At 51.1% G+C, this 22888-nt stretch carries 15 protein-coding genes; 9 read left to right on the forward strand and 6 right to left on the reverse strand.

The window, feature by feature from the left end:
* Positions 1-263: 263 nt before the first annotated feature.
* A complete protein-coding gene (locus BP71_RS29215) occupies positions 264-734 on the forward strand; it encodes a hypothetical protein (RefSeq protein ID WP_496385141.1) in 471 nt (156 codons plus the stop codon).
* A 48-nt stretch (positions 735-782) separates the two neighbouring features.
* Positions 783-962 carry a hypothetical protein gene (locus BP71_RS29220; protein ID WP_496385142.1) on the forward strand — a complete coding sequence of 60 codons (180 nt, stop codon included), beginning with the start codon at positions 783-785 and terminating at the stop codon, positions 960-962.
* A gap of 159 nt (positions 963-1121) precedes the next feature.
* Here the strand turns inward: BP71_RS29220 and BP71_RS29225 are convergent, their stop codons facing one another.
* On the reverse strand, positions 1122-1970 hold the full coding sequence (locus tag BP71_RS29225) for a transglutaminase family protein (RefSeq protein ID WP_496385143.1): 849 nt from the start codon (positions 1968-1970) through the stop codon (positions 1122-1124).
* 289 nt (positions 1971-2259) lie between these two features.
* Between BP71_RS29225 and BP71_RS29230 the strand changes: the two genes are divergently transcribed.
* Positions 2260-4029: a sulfatase-like hydrolase/transferase gene (locus tag BP71_RS29230; protein ID WP_496385144.1), complete on the forward strand. Its 1770-nt coding sequence runs from the start codon at positions 2260-2262 to the stop codon at positions 4027-4029.
* 32 nt (positions 4030-4061) lie between these two features.
* Here BP71_RS29230 and BP71_RS29235 read toward each other — a convergent pair whose 3' ends face one another.
* Positions 4062-5459 carry a sulfatase family protein gene (locus tag BP71_RS29235; RefSeq protein WP_496385145.1) on the reverse strand — a complete coding sequence of 466 codons (1398 nt, stop codon included), beginning with the start codon at positions 5457-5459 and terminating at the stop codon, positions 4062-4064.
* A gap of 104 nt (positions 5460-5563) precedes the next feature.
* The gene (locus BP71_RS29240) at positions 5564-6997 is read right to left on the reverse strand and encodes a sulfatase (RefSeq protein ID WP_496385146.1); all 1434 of its coding nucleotides are present in this window, start codon (positions 6995-6997) and stop codon (positions 5564-5566) included.
* A 312-nt stretch (positions 6998-7309) separates the two neighbouring features.
* Between BP71_RS29240 and BP71_RS29245 the strand changes: the two genes are divergently transcribed.
* From BP71_RS29245 to BP71_RS29255, 3 genes are all read left to right on the forward strand, one after another.
* Positions 7310-8536 carry a sialidase family protein gene (locus tag BP71_RS29245; protein WP_496385147.1) on the forward strand — a complete coding sequence of 409 codons (1227 nt, stop codon included), beginning with the start codon at positions 7310-7312 and terminating at the stop codon, positions 8534-8536.
* Between the two features lie 601 nt (positions 8537-9137).
* The gene (locus BP71_RS29250; RefSeq protein WP_496385148.1) at positions 9138-11423 is read left to right on the forward strand and encodes an arylsulfatase; all 2286 of its coding nucleotides are present in this window, start codon (positions 9138-9140) and stop codon (positions 11421-11423) included.
* Positions 11424-11445: 22 nt separating this feature from the next.
* Positions 11446-13719, forward strand: coding sequence for a sulfatase-like hydrolase/transferase (locus tag BP71_RS29255; RefSeq protein ID WP_496385149.1), 2274 nt, complete (start codon positions 11446-11448; stop codon positions 13717-13719).
* A 157-nt stretch (positions 13720-13876) separates the two neighbouring features.
* Here the strand turns inward: BP71_RS29255 and BP71_RS29260 are convergent, their stop codons facing one another.
* On the reverse strand, positions 13877-14503 hold the full coding sequence (locus BP71_RS29260; protein WP_496385150.1) for an NADPH-dependent FMN reductase: 627 nt from the start codon (positions 14501-14503) through the stop codon (positions 13877-13879).
* A gap of 282 nt (positions 14504-14785) precedes the next feature.
* Between BP71_RS29260 and BP71_RS29265 the strand changes: the two genes are divergently transcribed.
* Positions 14786-18052 (forward strand): DUF1553 domain-containing protein, encoded by a 3267-nt coding sequence (locus BP71_RS29265; RefSeq protein ID WP_496385151.1) that lies wholly within the window; start codon positions 14786-14788, stop codon positions 18050-18052.
* Positions 18053-18060: 8 nt separating this feature from the next.
* On the forward strand, positions 18061-19530 hold the full coding sequence (locus tag BP71_RS29270) for a DUF1501 domain-containing protein (RefSeq protein ID WP_496385152.1): 1470 nt from the start codon (positions 18061-18063) through the stop codon (positions 19528-19530).
* A gap of 8 nt (positions 19531-19538) precedes the next feature.
* Here the strand turns inward: BP71_RS29270 and BP71_RS29275 are convergent, their stop codons facing one another.
* Positions 19539-20618, reverse strand: a complete 1080-nt coding sequence (locus BP71_RS29275; RefSeq protein WP_496385153.1) for an NADH:flavin oxidoreductase — start codon at positions 20616-20618, stop codon at positions 19539-19541.
* Between the two features lie 222 nt (positions 20619-20840).
* Between BP71_RS29275 and BP71_RS29280 the strand changes: the two genes are divergently transcribed.
* Complete coding sequence (locus BP71_RS29280) at positions 20841-22073, forward strand: PQQ-dependent sugar dehydrogenase (protein ID WP_496385154.1); 1233 nt, start codon at positions 20841-20843, stop codon at positions 22071-22073.
* Positions 22074-22200: 127 nt separating this feature from the next.
* On the opposite strand, the gene BP71_RS29285 is transcribed toward BP71_RS29280, so the two are convergent.
* Positions 22201-22839 carry an NAD(P)H-binding protein gene (locus BP71_RS29285; RefSeq protein ID WP_496385156.1) on the reverse strand — a complete coding sequence of 213 codons (639 nt, stop codon included), beginning with the start codon at positions 22837-22839 and terminating at the stop codon, positions 22201-22203.
* Positions 22840-22888: the final 49 nt, after the last annotated feature.

Consider the following 22888-nt stretch of genomic DNA (forward strand, 5'->3'; position numbering starts at 1 on the left):
TGCAGGTCTGGAATGTCAAACAGGTAAATACGAAGAGACAAATTTTCAAAATTGATAAATTAAAGTTTTATGAAAACTGAAAAAGTATTGCTTGGGTCCGTATTGGGAGCATTTATGTGCATGGTTCTCGGAATTCTGTTCGGGGCGGAACACGGCCCCCGTATCATCAGAAGGATGTGGGACAGAGGGCAACTATTAATGCCTTGCTATACAGACCGATGAGGGTTGAGTTTATAATGCAAGTTGTATTTAAAGGCACTATCATGAAAATTAACCGTATAGCAGCATTACTGAGCTTACTGGTAATCTCGGTGACATTAACCGCCCAGGTGGTTACGAAGGATTCCCTTACAGTTTTAAAGGAGCAGAGGCAGATGTTGGAAATCGGTAAAAGGCTGAATGACAACAAAATGGAGCTGGCGAAACTTGAAAACCAACGGGAGGGAAAGGCAGTGGCTGTTTCGGAAACATCTGACAATGCGCAAAAATCAGCTAATGCCAATAAGGAGGCGGCCAACAAGCTCGGCGAGCAGTCTCAGGACCGCAAGTTAGCCAGGAGAGCGAATAACAGCGCCGGCTCAGCTCAGGCCGATGCCAAGAAAGCAAGAAAGGCCAATTACAATTTTGAAAAACTTGAAAAGGACATTAGTTCACTGAAAGCCAGTATCGAAGACGACGAGAAAAAACTTGCTGCAATGCAACCCGCCAAGCTTCCGGTACCGCATAACAGGTAATGCCTGTGAAATTGAAGCCAATTTCACCCGACTTTTAAATTCAAAGACATGAAAGCGCCCAGTTTAGATAGTAAGTACATTGATGGTCAGCGGGTATATGCCAAAATCAATCCGAATCAACGGCTGATCATCAGACGTTACTATGACAGGATCTATTATTGCAGATCCACCGACGGAACAGAAACGGAGTATGCGTACTTCGAAAAGGAAATCTCTCCGGAAGTATAGCTTTCAACTGGTCCGGTGTCACTTCGATATCGATCATGGTAAGTGGTTCGTCAAAGAGACAAGCTGTCTTACCTGTTTTTACATTGCCTGTCCGTAGCCGGAGAAATTAAATGCAGTATTATCCCGGATCAGATCGGGGTAATACTGCATTTGCGTATATCAGCCTACAATAACTGTATTTTCATAATGAAGGGACGATATACAGGGGCTGGTTGTACCGGTGACCGGGGCTGCGTCTGTCGGGCGGGGTGTGGCGGCAAGCGGAATATGCCCCTCACTCGTAAACAGTCCGGAAGTGGTGTCGAGGCCAATCCAGCCTGCCCCCGGGATAAACACCTCAGCCCAGGCATGCAAATCCACGGACGCTGGCCCGGTATTGTTTGCTATTTGTACCAGGTAACCGGATACGAATCGACTGGCCAGTCCCAGATGGCGCATTACCTGAACCAGTAGCCACGCCGAATCCCTGCACGAGCCGGTACCATATTCCAGGGTCTGCTCGGAAGTATGGACTCCTTCCTGCATTCTTTGAAGATACCTGATTTGTTGGTAAACGGTGTTGTTGAGCCTGACAAGAAACCCGAGAATGTCCTGACCCGGACTATTGACCATCGCTGCGAATGCGGCGACTCCGGGGCCCTGGTCCACGATTTCGAGATAGGAATGAAGGTCTTTCAGAACATTGGGCAGGTAACTGAACGGAAATGTCTGCGCGTAGTCGTCAATGCGGACATTGAACGGGTCATAGGTGTTCAGGGTTGCGGTTAAATTCACCTCCACGCTCATACCGTGCATAGGTCCGTCAAAATCGACGCGTGCGATGAAATTACCAAATACATCCTGCTGCCAGTACATCACATGGGTTGCGGGTTCAACAACCAGGCTGTAATGTTCAATCTGAGCGGGTGAATGGGCGGCTGGCCTGAGCCTGAACAGATGTGTGGAAAGGAAGACGCTGCGGTCGTAGCTGTAAACAGTTTTGTGGTGAAGTTTTATCAATGCCGACATAAAGATCTTTGAATCCGGAGAAGAAAATTGGAACGATGGGTATTGTAGGGCAGGTGTACCCATTTCAAAATACGCTTGTTGAACCGGCAGTACCCATTGAAGTTACATAATTCCTTCGGTTTAATGCCTTTATAATGTATATCTATCCATTTATACACGGTCAGATTATATTACCTATAAGGTCTATGGATTAATTTAATTTTTGATTTTCTTTGAAGACGGCGGGGAGAATAGCGGTCACGCTTTAAAGCACCGTTTTCACCGCTAAACCGGCTACAAGAAGTAATTTATGCTGAATCTGAACATTCCGGCCGCCCGGACATGGCTGTTTATCTGCCTTTCGTTTATGGGCTACTTTTCGTGCGCGCAGTCCCGCCCCAATGTCGTGCTCATACTCGCGGACGATCAGGGCTGGGGTGATTTGAGCCTGAACGGGAATAACAACGTCCGGACACCGAATATCGACAAGATCGGGCGGGAAGGAGCGCGTTTTTCGCGTTTTTATGTATCGCCGCTTTGTGCGCCCACGCGTGCAGGCCTGCTTACAGGGCGGTACCACTACCGCACCGGCGTGTGGGGTGTTTCCAATTCGCGGGAATTTATGAACCTGGACGAGGTGACGCTGGCCGACCTGTTCAAAAGGGCGGATTATGCCACCGGGTGTTTTGGAAAATGGCATAATGGAAGTCAATACCCTTATCACCCGAATGGCCGCGGCTTTGATGAGTTTTACGGCATGCTTAGCGGGCATTATGCCAATTATTTCAACACCACTGTCGATCACAACGGGCAACCGGTGAAAAGTAAAGGCTATATCGCCGACGATCTGACGAGCCAGGCGATCGGATTTATCGAAAAGAATAAAGACAAACCTTTCCTCTGCTACATCCCGTATAATACGCCGCATTCTCCTTTCCAGGTGCCCGATGCATACTATAACCGTGTGAAGGCAAGAGGTATCAGGCAGATCGGCCATCATAAAAAAGGAGAGGATGAGGAAGTGACCATTTCTGCATTGGCAATGACCGAAAACATGGATGACAACGTGGGACGGATCCTGAAAAAGCTGGACGACCTTCAACTGGCCCGGAATACGATCGTGATCTACCTCAGCGATAACGGCCCCAACTCCCGGCGGTGGAATGGCGGAATGAAGGGACGAAAGGGTGTCAATGGCGAAGGCGGTGTACGGGTACCATTCCTGATCCGCTGGCCAGGCGCGATTCCCGCCGGAAAAGTGGTGGAAGGTAACGCCGCTTACATAGACCTGCTGCCTACGCTTGCCGACCTGACGGGTATATCGGTAAAAGGGACCAAACCTCTGGACGGGCTCAGCCTGAAACCCGTATTGACGGGAAAAGCAGCTGGTGTGCAGGAACGGACCTTATTTTTGTCCATTAATAAAAATAACAGTGTTAGAAAAGGGCATTATCTGTATCAGGGGGATGATTTATACGATCTTTCCAAAGATTCAACACAGCAAAATAACATTGCTGCACAACATCCGGCCCTGGTAGACAGCCTCCGCCATGCATTTGACAACTGGTATAACGAAGTGTACAAAAACATCGACTCCGTTCGCTGGTTGCCGGTAGGTTATGCCCAATTCCCGACCACGATCCTGCCCGCGCAGGACGTAATTCTTCACAAGTCTGCGAGGGGGACGCTTTCATTCAGTGCCGCTGCGCCGAACTCCTCGTGGATCGCTAACTGGAACGACACCGATTCATATGTGAGCTGGAATGTGGATGTCAATACAACCGGGAGATACCGCGTGAGCATCCGGTATACCAGTCCACGGCCGGGTGATGCTTTTTCCATCGCGTTCAACGAGAGCCATATTTCCGGAAAGATCTTGGATGCATTTGATCCTCCGCTCATTGCCAGTCCCGACCGGGTTAAACGGCAGGCCGAATCCTACGAAAAGGAGTTTAAAACCCTGGAAGTGGGGTATATTCAACTGCAAAAGGGCCGGGGAGCGCTGACATTGTGCGCCACGAATATCAAGGGAACGCAATTTGCCGACATACGTGCCGTGGAACTGGTATTGGTGAAATAGGCTGATCACGCGGCACGCCTGAATGTACCCCGTTAAAATGGGCCCTTTGCATGGATGCGGTCGGCGTGTTTCGCGGCTCCCGGCATCTCGCCCCGTTTGTCCTTCGCTGGTAATGGTGCGCCTGTCGCACGGTCGTACCAGTCGGGTGTAAGCTCCTTCGGGACGGTGTCACCAGTTTCCCGGGTCCACTGGTTCAGGACCTTTTTTAGGGATTGGATCTGACTGGCGTATGCCTGATTCCCTACGAGGTTCAAGGCTTGCAGCGGGTTTTTGAAATTATCGAAAAACTCTTCCGCTGGTCGGGGCACTCTGAACGCGTCGTTTTGCAAAGGGGTAAGTTTACCATTTTGCCGGGCGGCTTTCAATGCCTTGGCGGCGGGGCTCTGATTGGCGTCGATGGGGCCGCCGTTGTCGAAGTGCGTTCTTTTATTGGTGATATATAAAAAGTCTTTTGTGCGTACAGCCCGTTCGTAGGCTTCATAGTCGTGCCAGTTATGTTCGGCGAAAACATACTTTCGAAATTCCTGGCCTGGATTTTTGAATAATTTGGCAAAGCTGCGTCCCTGAAAGGTCTCGCCGGTTTGAACACCAGCCAGTTCCAGCAGAGTTGGGGCGATATCGATGGCGCTTACCAGGCCTTGCGATGTTTGACCCGGTCTGATGCCGGCGGGCCATTTGACGAGGAAAGGTGTTTTAATGCCCGCGTCGGTAAGCCTCGTCTTGCTACCCGGAAAGGGGCGTCCATTGTCCGCGGTAAAAATGAGGAGTGTGTGTTGCGACAATCCCTGGGCGGCCAGTTCTTTTTCAAGCAGCCCAACATAATGGTCGAGGCGGGCAATTTCATTGTAATAGGATACCAGGTCCTGCCGCGTCTCGCGGTCATCGATCAGGGTTGGGGGCACTTGTATATCACGGTCGGGATCGTGTTGTGGGCCGCTGGTCGTTTTTGACCAGGGCCTGTGTGCGTCGTAGGGGGAGAGCCAGAGAAAGAATGGCTTCTGCTTCGGACGGGATTTCAGCAGATTTACCCACTGTTCTTCACCTCCTTCTCCATTCAGCGTCTGATTTACCAATAAAGTATCATACGCACGTTTCGTGGCGGGTCCCTCGTGCCATTTGCCTGCCAGTGCTGTGAAGTATCCTTTTTGCCGAAGCAGTTCAGGGAAAAATTTCAAATGGGCGGGTAACGGCGAATGCAGTTCTGCGGCGCCGGTGTTATGCGGATAGCGGCCTGTGAGGATACTGGCGCGGCTGGGACTGCAGGAGCTGGCAGTGAGGAACATATTGGTGAACTTCAAACCTTCCTTAGCCAGTCGATCCAGGTTGGGTGTCTTGACTTTGGTATTGCCGTATGCACCGATATCGTCCCAACTGATATCGTCTCCTATGATGAAAATGATGTTAACCGGCTGCTGGGCAAATGTTCTCATGGCAAAAGCCAGGAATAGTATCGCGAAAATGCAATGGTGCCGCATATTCTGAATTCAGTTATTGGTTTATCAATATCAAAAATAGCAACATAGCTGCTATCCCGCTACTGCCGGACGCGCAGCGCTCTCAATTGTTCATGCAGCGAATCGAGTAATGGCCCTGGTGCCTGTACCACGGTGTTTCGGGATTCCTCTGAATCGATGCGATGGTCATATAATTCCCGGGCGATGACCGAATCCGTTTTGAAAGGGTACCACTCCGTATAGCGGTAGCGGTCCGTGCGGATCGTGTAGCCCATGGTATGGATTGTACTTTCATTCTGCAAAGCCGAATATGGGCGGATAAATTGGCTCAATGCAACGCCTTTATAGGGTGCAGTGGGATTTTTAAGCAATTTTGAAAGACTTTTGCCCTGCAATTCCGGTCGGGGCGGCAGTCCGCAAAGCTCGGATAGCGTCGGGTAGAGGTCGAGCAGCTCTACGATCGCCTGGGAGCTGGCCGATATCCCCAGGCCGGGAGCGGAGATAATCAGCGGTACACGTACCGCATTTTCAAAATTGGTCGATTTAGCCCATTGATCCTGCTCGCCGAGATGATAGCCGTGGTCGGCCAGGAGTACTACAATGGTATTCTGCCGGAGCTTCAACCGGTCGAGCTCTGCCAGCACTTTGCCGATCTGGGCGTCGGTATAGCTCACAGCCGCATAATACCCTTGCCACAAATGCTGCGCGAGCTGTTCCGATATGGATTCTTCCTGTGGAATGTCCCGGTAGCCGCGCAGCTCCTGCGAGTTGTGGAACGCTATGTCGGGCGCATGGGCAGGACGGGCATTGCGCGGGATCGGGAAATGGGTTTTGTCGAAAAGCCGCCAGTATTGGTCGGGAGCGGTAAATGGCAAATGCGGTCGCCGGAAACCTACTGCCAGGAAAAACGGCTGCTTTGCAATCTGTCGTAATACCTGAATGGATGCCTCGGCTACTTTACCATCGATGTAGGCACTATCTTCCACAACCTGCCGCTCGGTAGACGCGCCCTTACCGGCTGTGAGATTTTCGTTCAGCAAGTACTTGTGGCCTTTTTTGTTGCCGGTCACATTATATAAAACGGGTCCCGACCACGAAGCACTGTCCTGATGCGTAGCCGGATCATGGAAAATCTTGCCGATCTGAGCTGTTACATACCCATTGTTCCTGAAATGCTGTGGCATCGTTACCACATTGGGCGATGTTTCACGGAAAGGCTTTTTCAGGCCCCATATCTGCGTTGCGTCAGGCCTGAGGCCGGTGAGAATGGACGTACGGGAGGGAGCGCACACAGCCTGCTGGCAATATGCGCGGCGGAAAAGTATGCCGGTTTTGGCAAGCGCATCGATATTGGGCGTGTGGGCGAACTTGTCGCCATAGCAGCCCAATGCGGGCCGCAGATCATCCACCATGATAAAAAGCACATTCGGTTTAATACGGGTTTGTGCTATGGCAGGATCGGCTGACAGCCAACCGCAACCCAGGGTGAAGAGAAACAAAGCTTTGATTTTCATAAGGAGGTGCTCGTGTAACATTGACGATAAACCCAATATGGGAAAATAATCTATAAAACCTATCGGTTAAAGACTATTAGTTTCCATCCGGCTCTGCACAAATCCGACACAGGCCGGGTAGCACAAGGGCCTTCCTGTTTTGATGCAAAGGCCGGTTATCACCTAAAACCATTGAAGTTTGAAGAAATTGCATGAATATTGCGTATGAAAGCTACGCTATTATTGTCTGGGGTACATTTGCGAACATCTGCGGCCCGGGGCAGCTGCCGAGCATTCATGTCGGAATGCGTACAAAAACTCAACTAAAACCGGATGAAAAGTTTTATTTATAGTATGTCGCTGCTTCTTTTGGTGTCGTGTTTCGCCCGAAGGAAATCCCCCGAAAATGTGGTTGCAGGCCAGGAAAGTACGGCGGATAGTTCATTTAGTGGCGCTTGTCCCCACCTGTTCGAAAGCGGCGATACAATGGTAGTTTTCAGCTGGGTGCGCACGGTCTCCGATTCCGAGGCCATGTTATGTTATAAGGTGTCTCGTGGAAATGGATTCACTAAAACTGTGACGGTGCCGGGCAGTGGTAATGTAAAGCCTCATGGAGAAAACCTGCCCAAGGTGGTCATTGCGCCGGATGGCAGGATCCTGGCCGCCTGGGGCGCCGCGAATCCCGGCCCGCAGAACCCATATTCCGGACTCATTTTTTACAGTTCGTCGGCGGACGGAGGCAAAACCTGGACCAAGCCGGCTCCACTGAGCCCCGATAAGAACAGCATCGACCAGCGCTATTTCGACCTGGAAATCCTTGCCGACGGAAGCATAGGTGTCGTGTGGCTCGATAGCCGGAAAGGCACAAAGCAGGAAGGCTCGTCGCTTTATTTCGCCAGGTTCGGCAAGAGTAATACTTTCGAAGGAGAAAAGGCCATTGACGAAACCGTCTGCCAATGCTGCCGCACCGACCTGTTCGCCGACAGTAAAGGCGATCTGCATGTAGCTTACCGGAAGATCCTGAACGATTCGATCAGGGACATGGTGCACATTGTTTCGGTAGATAAAGGAAAAAGTTTTTCATCGCCCGTTCGCATCAGTCCCGACAACTGGATGATCAACGGATGCCCGCACACCGGCCCGGCCATTGCGCAGACTAATGCCGGACTGTCGTTCGTATGGTACACAATGGGTACGGGAAAAGGGGTTTTCTATGCTTCCTCCAAAGACAATGGGAAGACATTCTCCGGAAAGAATGCGGTAGGCAACAGCACCGCTGGCAAACATCCGCAAATCCAGCGTTTGAAAGAAGGCAACCAGGCTATCGTCTGGGACGAAAGAACCGAAAACGGAAGCATGATAGGACTTGAAATCCGGTCGTCGACGGGAGAAAAGCGCAAAACAGCCTATTTGGCATCCGAAACAGGTTTTGCATCTTTTCCCGTGATCAAATTGATTAACGGCGATCTGATTATCGCGTATTCCGGCAGCAAGACAGCAGAGGATAAAGAACAGGTCTATTTTCAGAAGGTGAATGCAGATGGGCTACTCAGGAAGTAGTCGCTGGTGTGGTTACGAATGTGATACAGATTTTGATCCCAGGACCCGATAGGATTAAACTATCGCTCATTCCGGGCGATTAATTCCAATGCGCAAAGTTGTTTCCGATCGTTTGGGAATACAAAACTTATTAGCTTACTTTGTCTATAAGTTTAATAGATAAATTCAAATAGCACCGAACCACCCGAGGCTGAGTATAATCCAAATACCATTCTTACATGAATTTGATTACGCTACTCCACGCAAAGTCGCCTTCCAGGGGCGGTCTCGATGTTCTTCTCTTTACGCCTCGGCGACGTTGTTGTAGTTGTTAAGGCGCTCTTCATCCCCGGATTCTGTTCGGTTGATACACCCGGAAAGGCTTGTGCCCTGGCCGTTGGGGCGTCGCCGGATGACCATATTATTTCCAAAGCTGTGAGCCCGGGCATTATTTGTCGGGAATAGTTACGTATATATTTTATCGTTACACCTGTCCGGCCGGTCCATGGCTCCGCGCGCAAAGCGACACGGCATAACGACAGGGCGTCCCTCGTGTTCGCATGCCCGAATGCGTAGCAGGGGATCAAGTTTTATTCCGGTATTTCAACCAACAACTGTCTATATGAATCGAATTATCACCACAGGGAAAAGTGCATTTTTGTATTTAGCAGTTTTACTGACGGGCACTGCATTAGCGCAGCATAGTCCGACGCCCGCTTTTCAGGGAAAGATAGGAAAGGCCATTGAAGCCACTACCGAATCAGCCCCCAATAACAACCCCAAGGCACCGGCAGGCGCTCCCAACATTGTCTGGATCCAGATCGACGACATTGGTTACGGGGCGATATCTGCATTCGGAGGATTGATAGAAACACCTAACATTGATCGCCTGGCCAAGCAGGGCTTACGGTATACCAACTTCCATACGACGGCCTTTTGCGCGCCCACCAGAGCGGCGCTGTTGACAGGGCGGAACCAGCATTCGGTGCATTTTGGCTTCTTTGCCAGCAACTCCTATAATACGCCCGGCTATGATGGTTACCTTCCATTTGAAAAGGCTACGATAGCCGAAATTCTGAGGGAAAATGGGTATAATACGTTTGCACTGGGCAAATACCATCTCACGCATCCCGCGGACGCCACCCAGGCAGGGCCATTTAATCGCTGGCCTACCGGCCGGGGATTCGACCATTATTTCGGATTCTCGCCGGAAGTCGCGGCCACCGATCAATGGCACCCGACCCTGTACCGTGACACGCAACGTGAACCAGAAGACCCGCAAGGGCGACACGTTACCGAACTGCTTGCGAATGAGGCCATTCACTATATCTCCGGCCAGAAAGCAGCGGCGCCAGACAAGCCTTTCTTCCTGTATTTTGCTCCCGGGGCGGTTCACGCTCCGTTGCAGGTGGGCAAGGAATGGATCGACAAGTACAAGGGTAAGTTCAGCATCGGCTGGGACCAGTACCGGGAGATCGTGTTGAAGAATCAAAAGGCACTGGGTGTAGTTCCGGCGAATATCAAACTGCCCCCGAAGAATCCCGGTGTGAAAGACTGGAATGCGCTTTCGGCGAACGAGAAGAAACTTTTTGAACGGTACATCGAAGTCTACGCCGGTTTTGTTTCGCATACCGACCATGAGATCGGACGGATCATCGATCACATCGAAGAAATCGGGCAGCTGGACAACACACTGGTCGTGGTGCTGGTCGGGGACAACGGGGCAGAAGGTGCAGGGCGGGAGATCGGCCGTTTTTTAGCCAACAAGCCCGATGAAACCGAGGCACAAACAGTGGCCAGGTATGTCAAAAACCTCGATCTGCTCGGGACAGAAAACTCATCCGTACTTTATCCGGATGGCTGGGCAGCCGCCACCAACACACCGTTTCGTTTTTACAAAAGCTACGGCAATTTCGAAGGAGGAACGCACGATCCGCTGATCCTTTTTTATCCGAATAAAATCAGGGAAAAAGGCGGCATCCGTCACCTGTATTCCTATGTAAGCGACATTCTGCCTACAACGCTCGAACTGGCGGGTGCGAAGGTACCGGCTGTCATCAACGGATATGCGCAACAGCCGGTTGAAGGGATAAGCCTGGCCTATTCGATCGATGCGCAGGATCATAATGTGGCCGAACGCCACAACGTGCAGTATCATGAAATGACAGGTTCTTACGCCATCTACAAGGACGGCTGGAAAGCCTCTTTCCCGCGCGACCGCTCCAAGCGCATTCCGCAGAGCGAGGAAAAGTGGCATTTGTATAATCTCAAAGAGGATTTCAATGAATTGAACGACCTGGCGGACAAGCATCCCGAAAAAGTGAAAGAACTCGCGGAGGTGTTCGACCAGGAGGCGTGGAAATACAATGTCTATCCATTGAAGGATAAATGGGAAACAGCCAGTCAGAGTATTTATGACGGCAAAAAGAAGGTGACTTTGTACCCTGAAACGCATTACACCAGCAGCTCGGCTTTCCGTTTCGCGAACTCGTCCTATACGATCACTGCCCGGGCCGTGATACCTGCCAAAGGCGCCGAGGGGGTTTTGTTGTCCTATGGGAATACTTTGTCCGGATTAAGTCTTTATGTAAAAAACAACAAGCTTGTTTTCGCCTACAACGCAGAGGGAAAAGTACTCGAACTCGCCTCGGAAAAGGCGGTACCCGCAGGGAATATTACCCTGAGAGCGGAGGTGGTGAATAGTAGTGATAAAAAGGACAAGGCGGTAACGTTGTACATCAACAACGAAAAGGCCGGAACGCTGAATCTGGGCAAAATCGCCAATGCCGCCAGTGGCTATGAGGGATTGGAGGTCGGCCGTGATGTTGGCACTACGGTGACGCCTGCCTACAAAGCACCTTTCAACTTCACCGGCCGGCTCAGAGATATTGTAATTGAAAAAATATAACCCACCGGAAACAGTAGTTCCCATGAAAACTAAACTCGGATTAAACTTCCTCGCGGCAACCGTTGTCGCCGGTGTTCTGAATGTGCAGCAGGCCCATGCCCAGTATACTCCCCAAAAAACCTGGCAGGGGAAAATCGGGAAGACGATCGCTGAAACACAGACATCTTTCACGGAGCATCAGGTTTTTGCCCCGAAAGACGCTCCCAATGTCATTTACATTCTGATCGATGACATCGGATATGGCGCGTCGTCCGCTTTTGGAGGGTTGATCCCGACGCCCAACATCGACAGTCTGGCCCATAACGGACTGCGATATACCAATTTTCATACGACCGGTGTTTGTTCACCTACCCGCACGGCTTTGCTCACCGGCCGAAACCATCATTCGGCGCATGTAGGAAGCAATGCAGGCGCAGCTACGCCCGGCTACGACCGCGTGATTCCTTTTGAAAAAGGATTTGTCAGCGAAACCCTCCGTGAACAGGGATACAGTACTTTCGCCGTAGGCAAATGGCATTTGACGCCCAAACGGGACCAGACACAGGCAGGACCTTTTACCCGCTGGCCCGTGGGCAGAGGTTTCGAGAAGTACTTTGGATTTCTGGGAGGCGCTACCGACCAGTACCGACCGATACTATGGGAGGGAACCAACAAGGTCGAGAAGGATTATGACGATAAAAGACTATTGTCCGAGCTGATGACCGATCGGGCGATCAACTACATTGCCAACCAGAAGTCAGTCGCCCCGGAAAAACCTTTCTTCCTGTACTACGGACCGGCAGCCACGCACTCGCCGCACCAGGTGGACAAGTCGTGGAGCGATCGATTCAAAGGCAAGTTCGACAAAGGCTGGGATTGGTACCGCGAGGAGGTGTTGGCCCGCCAAAAGAAACTGGGGGTGGTGCCTTCCTACGTAAAGCTTGCGCCCGGGAATGCAGATGTGAGGAAGTGGGAGAGCTTATCCGCTGATGAAAAACGCCTTTACATCCGTCATATCGAAGTATACGCGGGCTATCTGGCACACCTTGATCACGAGATCGGCCGCTTGGTTCAATATCTGAAAAGCATTAATCAGTTGGATAACACCCTGATATTCTTGTCTATAGGAGACAATGGGTCGACGCGGGCCGGAGGTGTACACGGACGGAGCAATTTTGGTGCGGGTGCAAAGGCCGGTCAATCCGACGAATTCAGGAGGGACCTGGACAATATCGATCTCATCGGAACGCCCAGATCCAACGTACTTTACCCGATCGGTTGGGCGCAGGCTACGAATACACCTTTTCGTTATTTCAAGGCCGAAGCCAATGGCGAAGGAGGTACACATAATCCGCTGATTGTTTTTTGGCCAAAACAAATCAAGGACAAAGGTGGCATCCGAAGCCAGTATACGCACGTGATCGACATTTTACCGACCACGCTTGAATTGGCCGGGCTAAAAACCGTATCGACCCTCAACGGTATCAAACAGGACGCATTGGAAGGTACCAGCTTTGCCGGCTCCATCAGTAAGCGGGATGCGCCCCATCAGCATCATGTGCAGTATTACGAAATCGGCGGAACGCGTTCCATTTATAAAGATGGCTGGAAGGCAGGGGCATTTCATAAAAGGGGAGGCTCATTCGATAGCGATAGCTGGGAGTTGTTCAAAATCGATGAGGATTTCAATGAAAGCAACGACCTCGCGCAGCAGAATCCGGGCAAACTGGCCGAATTAAAAGCGGTGTTTGATGCAGAAGCAACCAGGTACAACGTCTTTCCGCTCAGGAACGGGGCCGGGAATGAGAACGAAAAGGAACCGGACTTTTTCGATGGCAGGAAGCACATCGTACTTTACAACGGACTTTCGCATCTCACCGAAGCGCCCGTTTTCAACAACCGTTCCTTTACCATTTCCGCGGACGTGGAACTTACCGATGCGAAACAGGAAGGAGTTATTTTTGCCATCGGCGGGCAATTCGGCGGATTGAGTTTGTTTATACAGGACAGTAAATTGCAGGTCGCCCACAACTTCGACACCGGCATCGAAAACCTGAATTCGGGTAGTGAAAGCCTGCCAACCGGCAAATCGACGGTGAAACTGGTTTTTCAGGCCGACAAAACGGCTAAAAACGGAACGGCATCCATTTACATCAACAATAAAAAGGTGGGCGAGAAGCAGTTCGCGGATGCGACGTTCAAAGACGCCTGGGATGGATTGTCTGTCGGAAGAGACGATAACACAGCGGTTTCGGATACCTACAAGGCACCATATCCCTTTGCGGGAAATTTGAGAAGCGTTGTGATTGATTTTTAAAGCAATGAGCCGCACCGCAAAGTTTTGCTTGGCACTGGCAAGGCGACATTGCTGATTGAGCGATCGCCAGTCTGGTTTCTGCCGGGCTGGCGATTACTGTTCCGCGGAGGGGCCGTTTCGAAAAGCAAAAAAATGCCTGGAAACCGACCGCCGGATTTCAGAGGGGTACGCCCGCGCTTCGCAACGCAGCGGTCCTCTGAGTGACAAATATCATCTCGCTTGTGAATAGTGCTACCACGTCGCGGTAGCCATGGCGCAGCGACTTGGTGAAAACACCGGCGGCCGCTTCCGGGTCTAACTGCATTGTCGATAAATAAGTGTCGGCGGGGATGTGAATGGCGCTTTTGATGGGAATCATCTGCAACTCAATCGCCACCAGCCGCATTTGCTCCACCGACCGCGCTCCTCCTGCGCCGCCATAGCTCAGGAATCCCACAGGTTTATAATTCCATTCCGGATACAGGTGGTCGATGGCATTTTTGAGCACAGCTGTGAAGCTGTGGTTGTATTCCGGTGAGATCATCACAAATCCGTCGGCCTCCTTCACTTTCTCCGACCACCGCCTGACCGCTTCATCCGCATACTGCCCGTTTGCAAACATAGGAGAGGCAGGTGAATCGAAAAAAGGCAGCGGATAGTCGCGGAGATCCACGAGTTCTGCTTCCACATCTTCGAGTTGCTGAAATTCATTTAAAATCCATTGGGCAGGCTTGTCAGCATAGCGTCCTTGTCGTGTACTGCCGACGAGGATGTGTATTTTGAGTGGTGATTTTTGGTGATGCATCATCAGTATGTTAAATGCGAGTAAATCATTGATTCGGTAAAATTATCTCCCATTTGCATCCGTACCGGGGCAGTAATCAAAAGGTAACCGGTAATATTCAGGTTAGCTGTTGCTGACCGTCAGGCAGTCCCGGTTATTCGCACGCATATCAAATCGAAAATTTTAGTGGTAATCAATGACTAAGAATCAGGTCAAATGCGCTTTTAGTTTAAAAGTGTTACACCCGGAATCATTTTGAGCTTTTGATTGATACGTGATGACGATAAATCCATGAAGTCGCCAATGAAGAAGCTTACTTTTTCGAATTGCCGGAAGGCCTCCGTCGTGGCATACCTGTCCCTGGCTCTGCTTGCAGGTTGCGGCGTTGAAAAGCCCGCGGAGGTGGAGTTGGCGTTGAAAGATGTACCGGAAGAGCTGGACTTTAATTACGACGTGAAGCCCATCCTTTCGGATAAATGCTTTGCATGCCACGGCCCCGATGCAAAAAAGCAAAAGGGGGGCCTGCGGCTCGATACGGAGGAAGGAGCTTACAAAGCATTGAAAAAGACGGCTGGGCGGCATGCTATCGTTCCGGGCGATCTGGCCGCGAGTGAAGTTTATACCAGGCTCGTCGCACAGGACCCTGAGCTGAAAATGCCGCCTCCGGCTTCCAATCTCAAACTGTCGGTGAAGGAGATAGCTGTGCTGACACGGTGGATCGAGCAAGGCGCAAAATATAAGCCGCATTGGTCGTTCATTAAACCGGAAAAGCTGGAAATTCCGACACCCAAACTGACGGGATGGGCTAAATTACCGATCGATCATTTCATTCTTGAAAGGCTGGAAAAAGAAAACCTGGTTCCCTCGGGTGAGGCAAGCCGTGAAGATCTGATCCGCCGGGCAAGTTTCGATCTGGCGGGCTTACCACCGACGCTCGCTGAGATAGATGCATTTGTAGCCGACCGGTCGCCTGGGGCTTATGAAAAAGTGATCGACCGCCTGTTGAGATCGCCGGCCTATGGAGAACGAATGGCGAGTGAATGGATGGACGTGTCACGTTATGCGGATAGCGATGGTTATCTGGACGACAAGCACCGCGATCTTTCGCCGTGGCGCGACTGGGTGATCGGCGCCTTCAACCGCAATGTGCCCTATGACAAGTTCATTACCATGCAACTTGCCGGTGATCTGCTGCCGGACCGGACGAAGGAGAGCATTCTGGCCACCGCTTTCAACCGGCTGCACAAGAAAAGTTCTGAGGCGGGAATCGTTTTTGAAGAATACCGGGTCGAATACAATGCCGACCGGGTGCAGACGCTGGGGCAGGGCATACTCGGGTTGTCTGTTCAGTGCGCACGCTGTCATGACCATAAGTATGACCCCATCAGTCAGGAGGCTTACTACAAAATGTTCGGGCTCTTCAATAGTACCGACGAAATCGGAAGCCCGGTTTACGGTCCGGACCAGACACCCGGCCCGGCCATGCTGCTCACCGGTCGGGAAAATGAGCGACTCTTACGTTTTTTTGACCGGCAAATAGCAGATTTGAATAATCAGTTTACCAATCATAAAGCGGATTCGGAGGACAAGTTCAAAAAATGGATGAATGCCGGAAAGCTGTCCGAAAAACTGATAGAAAAACAGATGAGGGATGGCATGGTGGCGCATTATCCTTTTGATGAATCGAGGGCGACGGCTGGCGATAAGCGCATCACACCGAACGTGATCAACAAGGGGCAGCCCGCCCAATGCAATGAGATTATTTTAAAGCCGGGTGTAAAAGGTAATGCCTATTTTGTTTCGGATTATAATTCAATCAAGCTTGGAAACAAAATAGGATGGCACGAAAGGACAGAACCCTTCTCGGTTGAGCTGTGGATTAATCCCAATACGGTTTATCCCGATGCAGGCATATTTTATCATTGTGAAGACATTCGGTTGGGCTATAAAGGTTATTCTTTGCGCCTTGCCCATAATAAATTACAGTTTATCATCGCTCATTCCTATCCTCAGAATTCGATTCAGGTGAGCACCATTGCAGCCGTTCCGACGAAAAAATGGACACACATCACCGTGACCTACGACGGGTCCAGTAAGGCATCCGGAGCGAAGATTTATGTGAATGGCCGGGCAGCACCGGTGATAGCGGATTATGATAACCTTTATAAAGGGATTTTATATGAAAAGGATATTCATACCTATGGTTTTCAGGGTTTTATGTTAGGTCAGCGTAATCTGCTGATTCCATTCAAAGACGGAGGAATAGATGAATTAAAAATCTTTGACAAAGAGCTGACCGCACTCGAAGTTTTGTACAGCCACGACGCCCGGAAGGCCGCTGAAACGTTCAAAAGCACGGATACCGATGGCGTTGCCATGATGAAGGACTTTTATCTGGCGAACTTCAATGCGCGGCGTAAAGCATTGCGCGATAGCCTGAAAATCAAAAGGGAGGAGCAGAATCAATTGATCAACAGCATTCCGGAACTGATGGTAATGGGAGATTTGCCCCGCCCGCGGCCCACCTACCTTCTGACGCGGGGCGTTTACAATGCGCCGGGCAAGAAGGTTACGCCGGGTGCATTGGAATCCGTGCTGCCTTTCGAAGGGAAATTTCCTCAAAATCGGCTGGGACTGGCTCGCTGGCTTTTCGACAAAAACAATCCCCTTACCGCAAGGGTATTTGTGAACCGCATCTGGCAAATGCATTTCGGCCACGGGATCGTACGTTCTTCGGCAGACTTCGGTAATCAGGGAAATCTGCCTTCGCATCCTCAGTTACTCGATTGGCTTGCCGTGGATTTTGTGAATTCGGGTTGGAATATCAAGCGGCTGCACAAAATGATCATGCTTTCGGCAACGTATAGGCAAACCTCAAAATCAACGCCTGAACTGCTTGAAAAGGACCCCGAAAATATGCTGCTCGCCAGAGGTGCCCGGTTCCGCTTTACAGCCGAAATGATCAGGGACAATTCGCTTGCTATCAGCGGTCTTTTGGTGAATAAGGTGGGAGGGAAGAGTGTTTATCCGTACCAACCGGCGGGGCTCTGGGATGAGCTCAGTGATAAAATATGGCGGTACCGGTATGCCCAGGAGCCTGGAGAAGGGCTGTACCGGAGGAGCCTCTACACCGTCTGGAAGCGGACTTCGCCACCGCCATCCATGCTCATTTTTGATGCGCCGGAGCGTGGGGAGTGCACGGTCAAGCGGCGCTCGACCAATACGCCCCTGCAGGCATTGGTGATGCTCAACGACCCGCAGTACATAGAGGCTGCGCGGATGCTGGCGCAGCGCGTTTTGCATGAAAAGAAGGGAGATGCAACGAAGGCCGTGGACCAGGTATTCAGACTTGTCACGGGACGTCGGCCCGATGCGACCGAGCGGCAGATACTGGGCAGGTTTTACGCCGACGAATTAAGCCGTTTCCGTGCCAAACCCGTGCAAGCGCTTGAATACCTCAGCACAGGGGAATTGAAATGGGATGAGACGCTGAAGCCGGAAGAAATTGCAGCACTGGGAACAGTTGCGAACGCCCTCATGAACACCGATGAGGGCCACACCCGTAAATGAATGTCGATATGGAAGATCTGAAAAAGATATTAACACAACTCAACCGCCGGGATTTCCTCACCAAAGCGGGACTCGGATTCGGCTCTATCGCGTTGTCGAGCATTTTGCAGGCCGGAACGTCGCCTGCACAACGACGCCGCCAGGAAGAGCATGGGGAGTCGGAGGCCACAGCATTTATCCGTGGAACCCACTTTGCCCCGAAAGCCAAAAGGATCATTTATCTGTTTCAAAGTGGGGGGCCGTCTCAGCTCGAAACGTTTGACTATAAGCCGGCACTGGCTAAATGGCACGGTCAGGAGATCCCTGATTCGGTTAGGGGAACGCAGCGGAACTCGGGAATGGTGGCCGGGCAGTCAACTTTTCCGCTAGTGAAATCGATCTACGATTTCAGGCAGTATGGTCAATCCGGGGCGTGGGTAAGCGAGCTTTTTCCCTACACTGCCGGGATCGTCGATGAGTTGTGCATTGTCCGGTCCATGTACACGGAAGCCATTAACCACGAGCCGGCCGTGATGTTCGTACAAACCGGTTCGCAGCAAAGTGGCCGGCCTTCCATAGGGTCGTGGCTGAGCTATGGGCTGGGATCCGACAATCAAAATCTGCCCCATTTTATGGTGTTGATTTCCAAGGGAGTGAGCGATCAGCCGCTGAGTACCGCGGCGTGGGCAAATGGATTTCTGGCATCCCACCACCAGGGTGTTCAGCTCAGGGCAGGGAAAGATCCGGTACTCTATCTGCAAAACCCGTACGGTGTGCACAAGGAAGACAGACGGCGCGCATTGGATCGTATCAAAGAGCTTAACGAACACCAGTATACGCTTTGGGGCGATCCGGATATCCAGTCGAAGATAAGCCAGTACGAGATGGCCTATAAAATGCAGACCTCCGTGCCGGATGCCGTGGATACCTCCGGGGAGCCGGACTATATTTATGAAATGTACGGGGAAGATGCCCGTAAGCCGGGCACTTTCGCAGCAAACTGTCTGCTGGCCCGCCGTATGGCGGAAAGGGATGTGAAATTCATTCAATTGTACCATATGGGGTGGGATCAACATGGTGATTTGCCTAAAAATATCGCCAAACAGGCCAGGGATGTCGATCAGGCTTCGGCGGCGTTGGTCAGGGACCTGAAGCAGCGCGGATTGCTGGAAGATACACTGGTGGTGTGGGGCGGGGAGTTCGGCCGTACAAGTTTTTCGCAGGGAAAACTCACAGCCGACAACTATGGCCGCGATCATCACCCCGGCTGTTTCTCCATGTGGATGGCCGGGGGCGGTGTGAAAACCGGCCAGGTCTACGGAGAAACAGACGAGTTTAGCTACAACGTCGTGAAAGACGGCGTGCATGTGCATGATTTTCAGGCAACACTTTTACATCTTTTCGGCCTGGATCACGAAAAGCTTGTTTTTAAACATCAGGGACGACGTTATCGGCTGACGGACGTTCATGGCAAGGTTGTTAAGGCATTGATCGCCTGAGAAGTGGTTCAGACTAATTTGCCCAGTGCATCCATGCCGACAGTTTCCAGCTCGCTTGCCCGGTTCTCCCTTATTTTCTGAACCCAGTGCGGATCTGATAACAAGGCTCTTCCCACGGCCACCAGGTCAAATTCGTTATTGTCCAGTCTGCGCAGGAGCTCGTCCAGCGGGGCGGGATTTGCCTTTTGGCCGGAAAATAAGGTCGATACGTCTTTGTCCAACCCCACTGAGCCGACGGTGATAGTAGCCTTGCCGGTCAATTTTTTAGCCCATCCGGCAAAATTCAGATCAGAACCGTCAAATTCCGGCTCAAAGAAACGGCGGCTGGAACAATGAAAAATGTCGACGCCGGCATCGGCCAGAGGCGTCAACCATGCTTCCAGCTCTTGTGGTGTGTTCGCCAGTTTACATTTCGTTTCGGCAAACCGCCATTGCGAGATACGGAATATTAATGCAAAATCGTCGCCGATCGCTTTACGCGTCGCTTTGATGACCTCTATTGCAAATCTGCTTCTTTCGGCCAGCGAAGCTCCCCCGAAAATATCGGAACGGGTGTTGGTATAGTGCCAGAAAAACTGATCGATGAGATACCCGTGCGCTCCCTGGATTTCCACAGCATTGAATCCAAGCGCTTTTGCCGCGCTGGCCGACTGGGCATAAGCTGCAATAGCGTCGGCAATGGCGAGTTCATCCATAGCGATCCCGTTTGCCGCCATGGAGGGGCCCTCAAATGGGGCGTCAGGCAGCCAGCCGGTGTCGTGGTTATCCTGGATGCCGGCATGCCAAAGCTGCGGGGCCATCTGCCCGCCTTTGCCTCGTACCTGGCCGATCACCTGTTTCCATCCCGATAAAGCCCGGTCTCCGTAAAAATGAGGAACGTTAGGGTCATTCACCGCGGCGGGCCTCCGGATGGCGGTGCCTTCGGATATGATAAGGCCTACTTCCGCTGCGGCTCTTCGTTCGTAGTAGTCTGCCACATCGGGTGACGGGATTCCGCCGGATGAAAAAGAGCGGGTCATAGGCGACATCACAAACCGGTTTCTGGTGTTTAGTGACTTGAGGTGAAAAGTGCTGAATAAATTTTCCATCGTTTCGTTTTTTCCCTTGACGACTGAAAATTTAAAACGGGGACAATTACAGACTGCGACAGGCGATGTTTGCCCCTGAAACTCCTTTTGGCCGGGGTGCTATATCCAATTATATTCATTTATTTTTGATCTTAAAATCAATCCTTGCGGTTGTAACAGCGGATATGTTGTGAAATTGCAGGTAACAACGTCTTATTTGAAAATCCATTAACCTTAAAAATCATGACTAAAAGTATTTTGCTGATCCTGGCCGGAGCTACTTTTGCTCTTGCGTCCTGTCAAAAAAAGCCGGCGGAAACTTCCGATACTGCGCAGGCCGACAGTACAAGCGCTCCCGTCGAAACCCAAAAGGCTAATTCAGATTATAAACCTGCATTTGCGGGGCAGACGAGAATCGGTGGTGTCAAGTCGGCCACTGCCTATGAAGGTAAAGTCCTAACCAGCGACCTGAAAAATCCCTGGGGCATTACAAACCTGCCGGATGGGCGGCTCATCATCACGGAAAAAGCAGGTACTATGCGCATTGCAACCACCGCAGGCGTAGTGAGCGCGTCCATCACGGGAATTCCCGCCGTTAATTCCGAAGGACAGGGCGGCTTGCTGGGCATCCGCGTCGACCCGGATTTTGAACAAAACAGAATGGTTTACTGGGTATTTTCGGAAGCTCGTCCGGACGGTAACCTGACGGCGGTAGCCAAGGGTAAGCTTTCGGCGGACGAAAAGAAAATCGAAGGTGCTACGGTCATTTATCGCGCTACTCCGGCCTTTGCCAGCAATCTTCACTATGGAGGACGTATTTTGTTTGACAAAAATAATAACTTGGTGATCAGCACCGGAGAGCGTTCGGACACCATTACCAGACCGCAGGCACAGCATTTGAATTCCAGTTTGGGAAAAGTGATCCGAATTACCAAAGAAGGCAAACCTGTCGCGGGCAACCCGTTTGAGGGTAAGGCGGGTGCCAGGCCGGAACTGTATTCCTACGGGCACCGGAATGTGCAGGGACTTGCATTTCATCCGGTTACCGGTGATCTGTGGGAGGTTGAGTTCGGGCCGCGGGGCGGCGATGAGTTGAACCGCATCGAGCCGGGCAAGAATTACGGCTGGCCGACTATTACATATGGTATCGAATACAGCGGTAAAAAAATTGGTGATTCAATCCAGGTAAAAGAAGGAATGGAGCAGCCTGTTTACTACTGGGATCCCGTGCTGTCTCCAAGCGGTATTACGTTTTACAGCAGTGACAGCATTCCGGAATGGAAAAACAACCTGTTCATCAGCGGATTGAGCAGTATGCACATCGCAAGATTAGTGATCGAAAACAATAAAGTAGTAGGCGAGGAGCGGCTTCTTGCCGGGGAAGGCCAACGTTTCCGCGACATTACCGAAGGCAAAGACGGCGCCTTATATGCGGTGACCGATCAGGGCAGGCTCTACCGCATTTACAAAAAATAGAAGGGCATTTTCAGAAAATTGATGGGGTTGTTAAATAGTCGGATATCGAAAGCTTACCGACTATTTAATAACCCCATATTCAAATCCCGGCTCACCGGATTGAAAGTAAAGTTCGCAACATCGCTGCTTAAAATCCGAAAATGGCGTCAAGCGCTATGACGTGCATTCCGGGCGACAGGATTTTTGGTGCCTTGGCCAGTTTATCGGCAAGCGTCGACGTGGACAGTGGCCGGTACTTTTTTAGTATGCCCCATCCGTTCAGAAAATTCAACACGCCGCCTATTATCCTTTCCCCCAGCCGGTCTGTATTTTTCCGAAGCAACATGCCCGGTTTAAAAATGATGTATTGTTCAAATGCGAGTCCGGCGATATGATCTTCCAGCTGGCCTTTCATTTTGGAATAAAACACATGACTGTTGGCAGAGGCACCATAAGAAGAAACCAGGACAGCCCTTGGCACTCCGTTCTTTTTGGCAATGTCCGCAAATCGGGCCGGAATCTCATAATCGATATGCCATTGGTTGTTTTTGGAACCAGCTGTTTTTAGGGTGGTGCCCAGGCACGAGAACCAGACATCTCCTTTGATGGACGCCGAGGCATCATCCATTTTATCAAAATCAATAACCAGTTCGGATAGCTTGGGATGCTGCACGTCGCCGGGCCGGCGCACGAAGGCGATAACTTCTGTGTAGGCCGGGTCTTGCAGCAGGGCTTGCACAAGGTCTTTTCCCGTGGCACCCGTCGCTCCGATGATCAGTGCTTTCATGTTTATTTGTTTTACGGTGTAAATCCTTCTATGCATAGTAGCCGTATCT

The sequence above is a fragment of the Dyadobacter ginsengisoli DSM 21015 genome (genome assembly GCF_059568735.1).

Coding starts and splice junctions, on each gene's coding strand:
- BP71_RS29230 (WP_496385144.1), top strand. CDS start 2,260: ATGCTGAATCTGAACATTCCGGCCGCCCGGACATGGCTGTTTATCTGC.
- BP71_RS29255 (WP_496385149.1), top strand. CDS start 11,446: ATGAAAACTAAACTCGGATTAAACTTCCTCGCGGCAACCGTTGTCGCC.
- BP71_RS29260 (WP_496385150.1), bottom strand. CDS start 14,503: ATGCATCACCAAAAATCACCACTCAAAATACACATCCTCGTCGGCAGT.
- BP71_RS29265 (WP_496385151.1), top strand. CDS start 14,786: ATGAAGAAGCTTACTTTTTCGAATTGCCGGAAGGCCTCCGTCGTGGCA.
- BP71_RS29270 (WP_496385152.1), top strand. CDS start 18,061: ATGGAAGATCTGAAAAAGATATTAACACAACTCAACCGCCGGGATTTC.
- BP71_RS29250 (WP_496385148.1), top strand. CDS start 9,138: ATGAATCGAATTATCACCACAGGGAAAAGTGCATTTTTGTATTTAGCA.
- BP71_RS29235 (WP_496385145.1), bottom strand. CDS start 5,459: ATGAGAACATTTGCCCAGCAGCCGGTTAACATCATTTTCATCATAGGA.
- BP71_RS29220 (WP_496385142.1), top strand. CDS start 783: ATGAAAGCGCCCAGTTTAGATAGTAAGTACATTGATGGTCAGCGGGTA.
- BP71_RS29280 (WP_496385154.1), top strand. CDS start 20,841: ATGACTAAAAGTATTTTGCTGATCCTGGCCGGAGCTACTTTTGCTCTT.
- BP71_RS29275 (WP_496385153.1), bottom strand. CDS start 20,618: ATGGAAAATTTATTCAGCACTTTTCACCTCAAGTCACTAAACACCAGA.
- BP71_RS29245 (WP_496385147.1), top strand. CDS start 7,310: ATGAAAAGTTTTATTTATAGTATGTCGCTGCTTCTTTTGGTGTCGTGT.
- BP71_RS29225 (WP_496385143.1), bottom strand. CDS start 1,970: ATGTCGGCATTGATAAAACTTCACCACAAAACTGTTTACAGCTACGAC.
- BP71_RS29285 (WP_496385156.1), bottom strand. CDS start 22,839: ATGAAAGCACTGATCATCGGAGCGACGGGTGCCACGGGAAAAGACCTT.
- BP71_RS29240 (WP_496385146.1), bottom strand. CDS start 6,997: ATGAAAATCAAAGCTTTGTTTCTCTTCACCCTGGGTTGCGGTTGGCTG.
- BP71_RS29215 (WP_496385141.1), top strand. CDS start 264: ATGAAAATTAACCGTATAGCAGCATTACTGAGCTTACTGGTAATCTCG.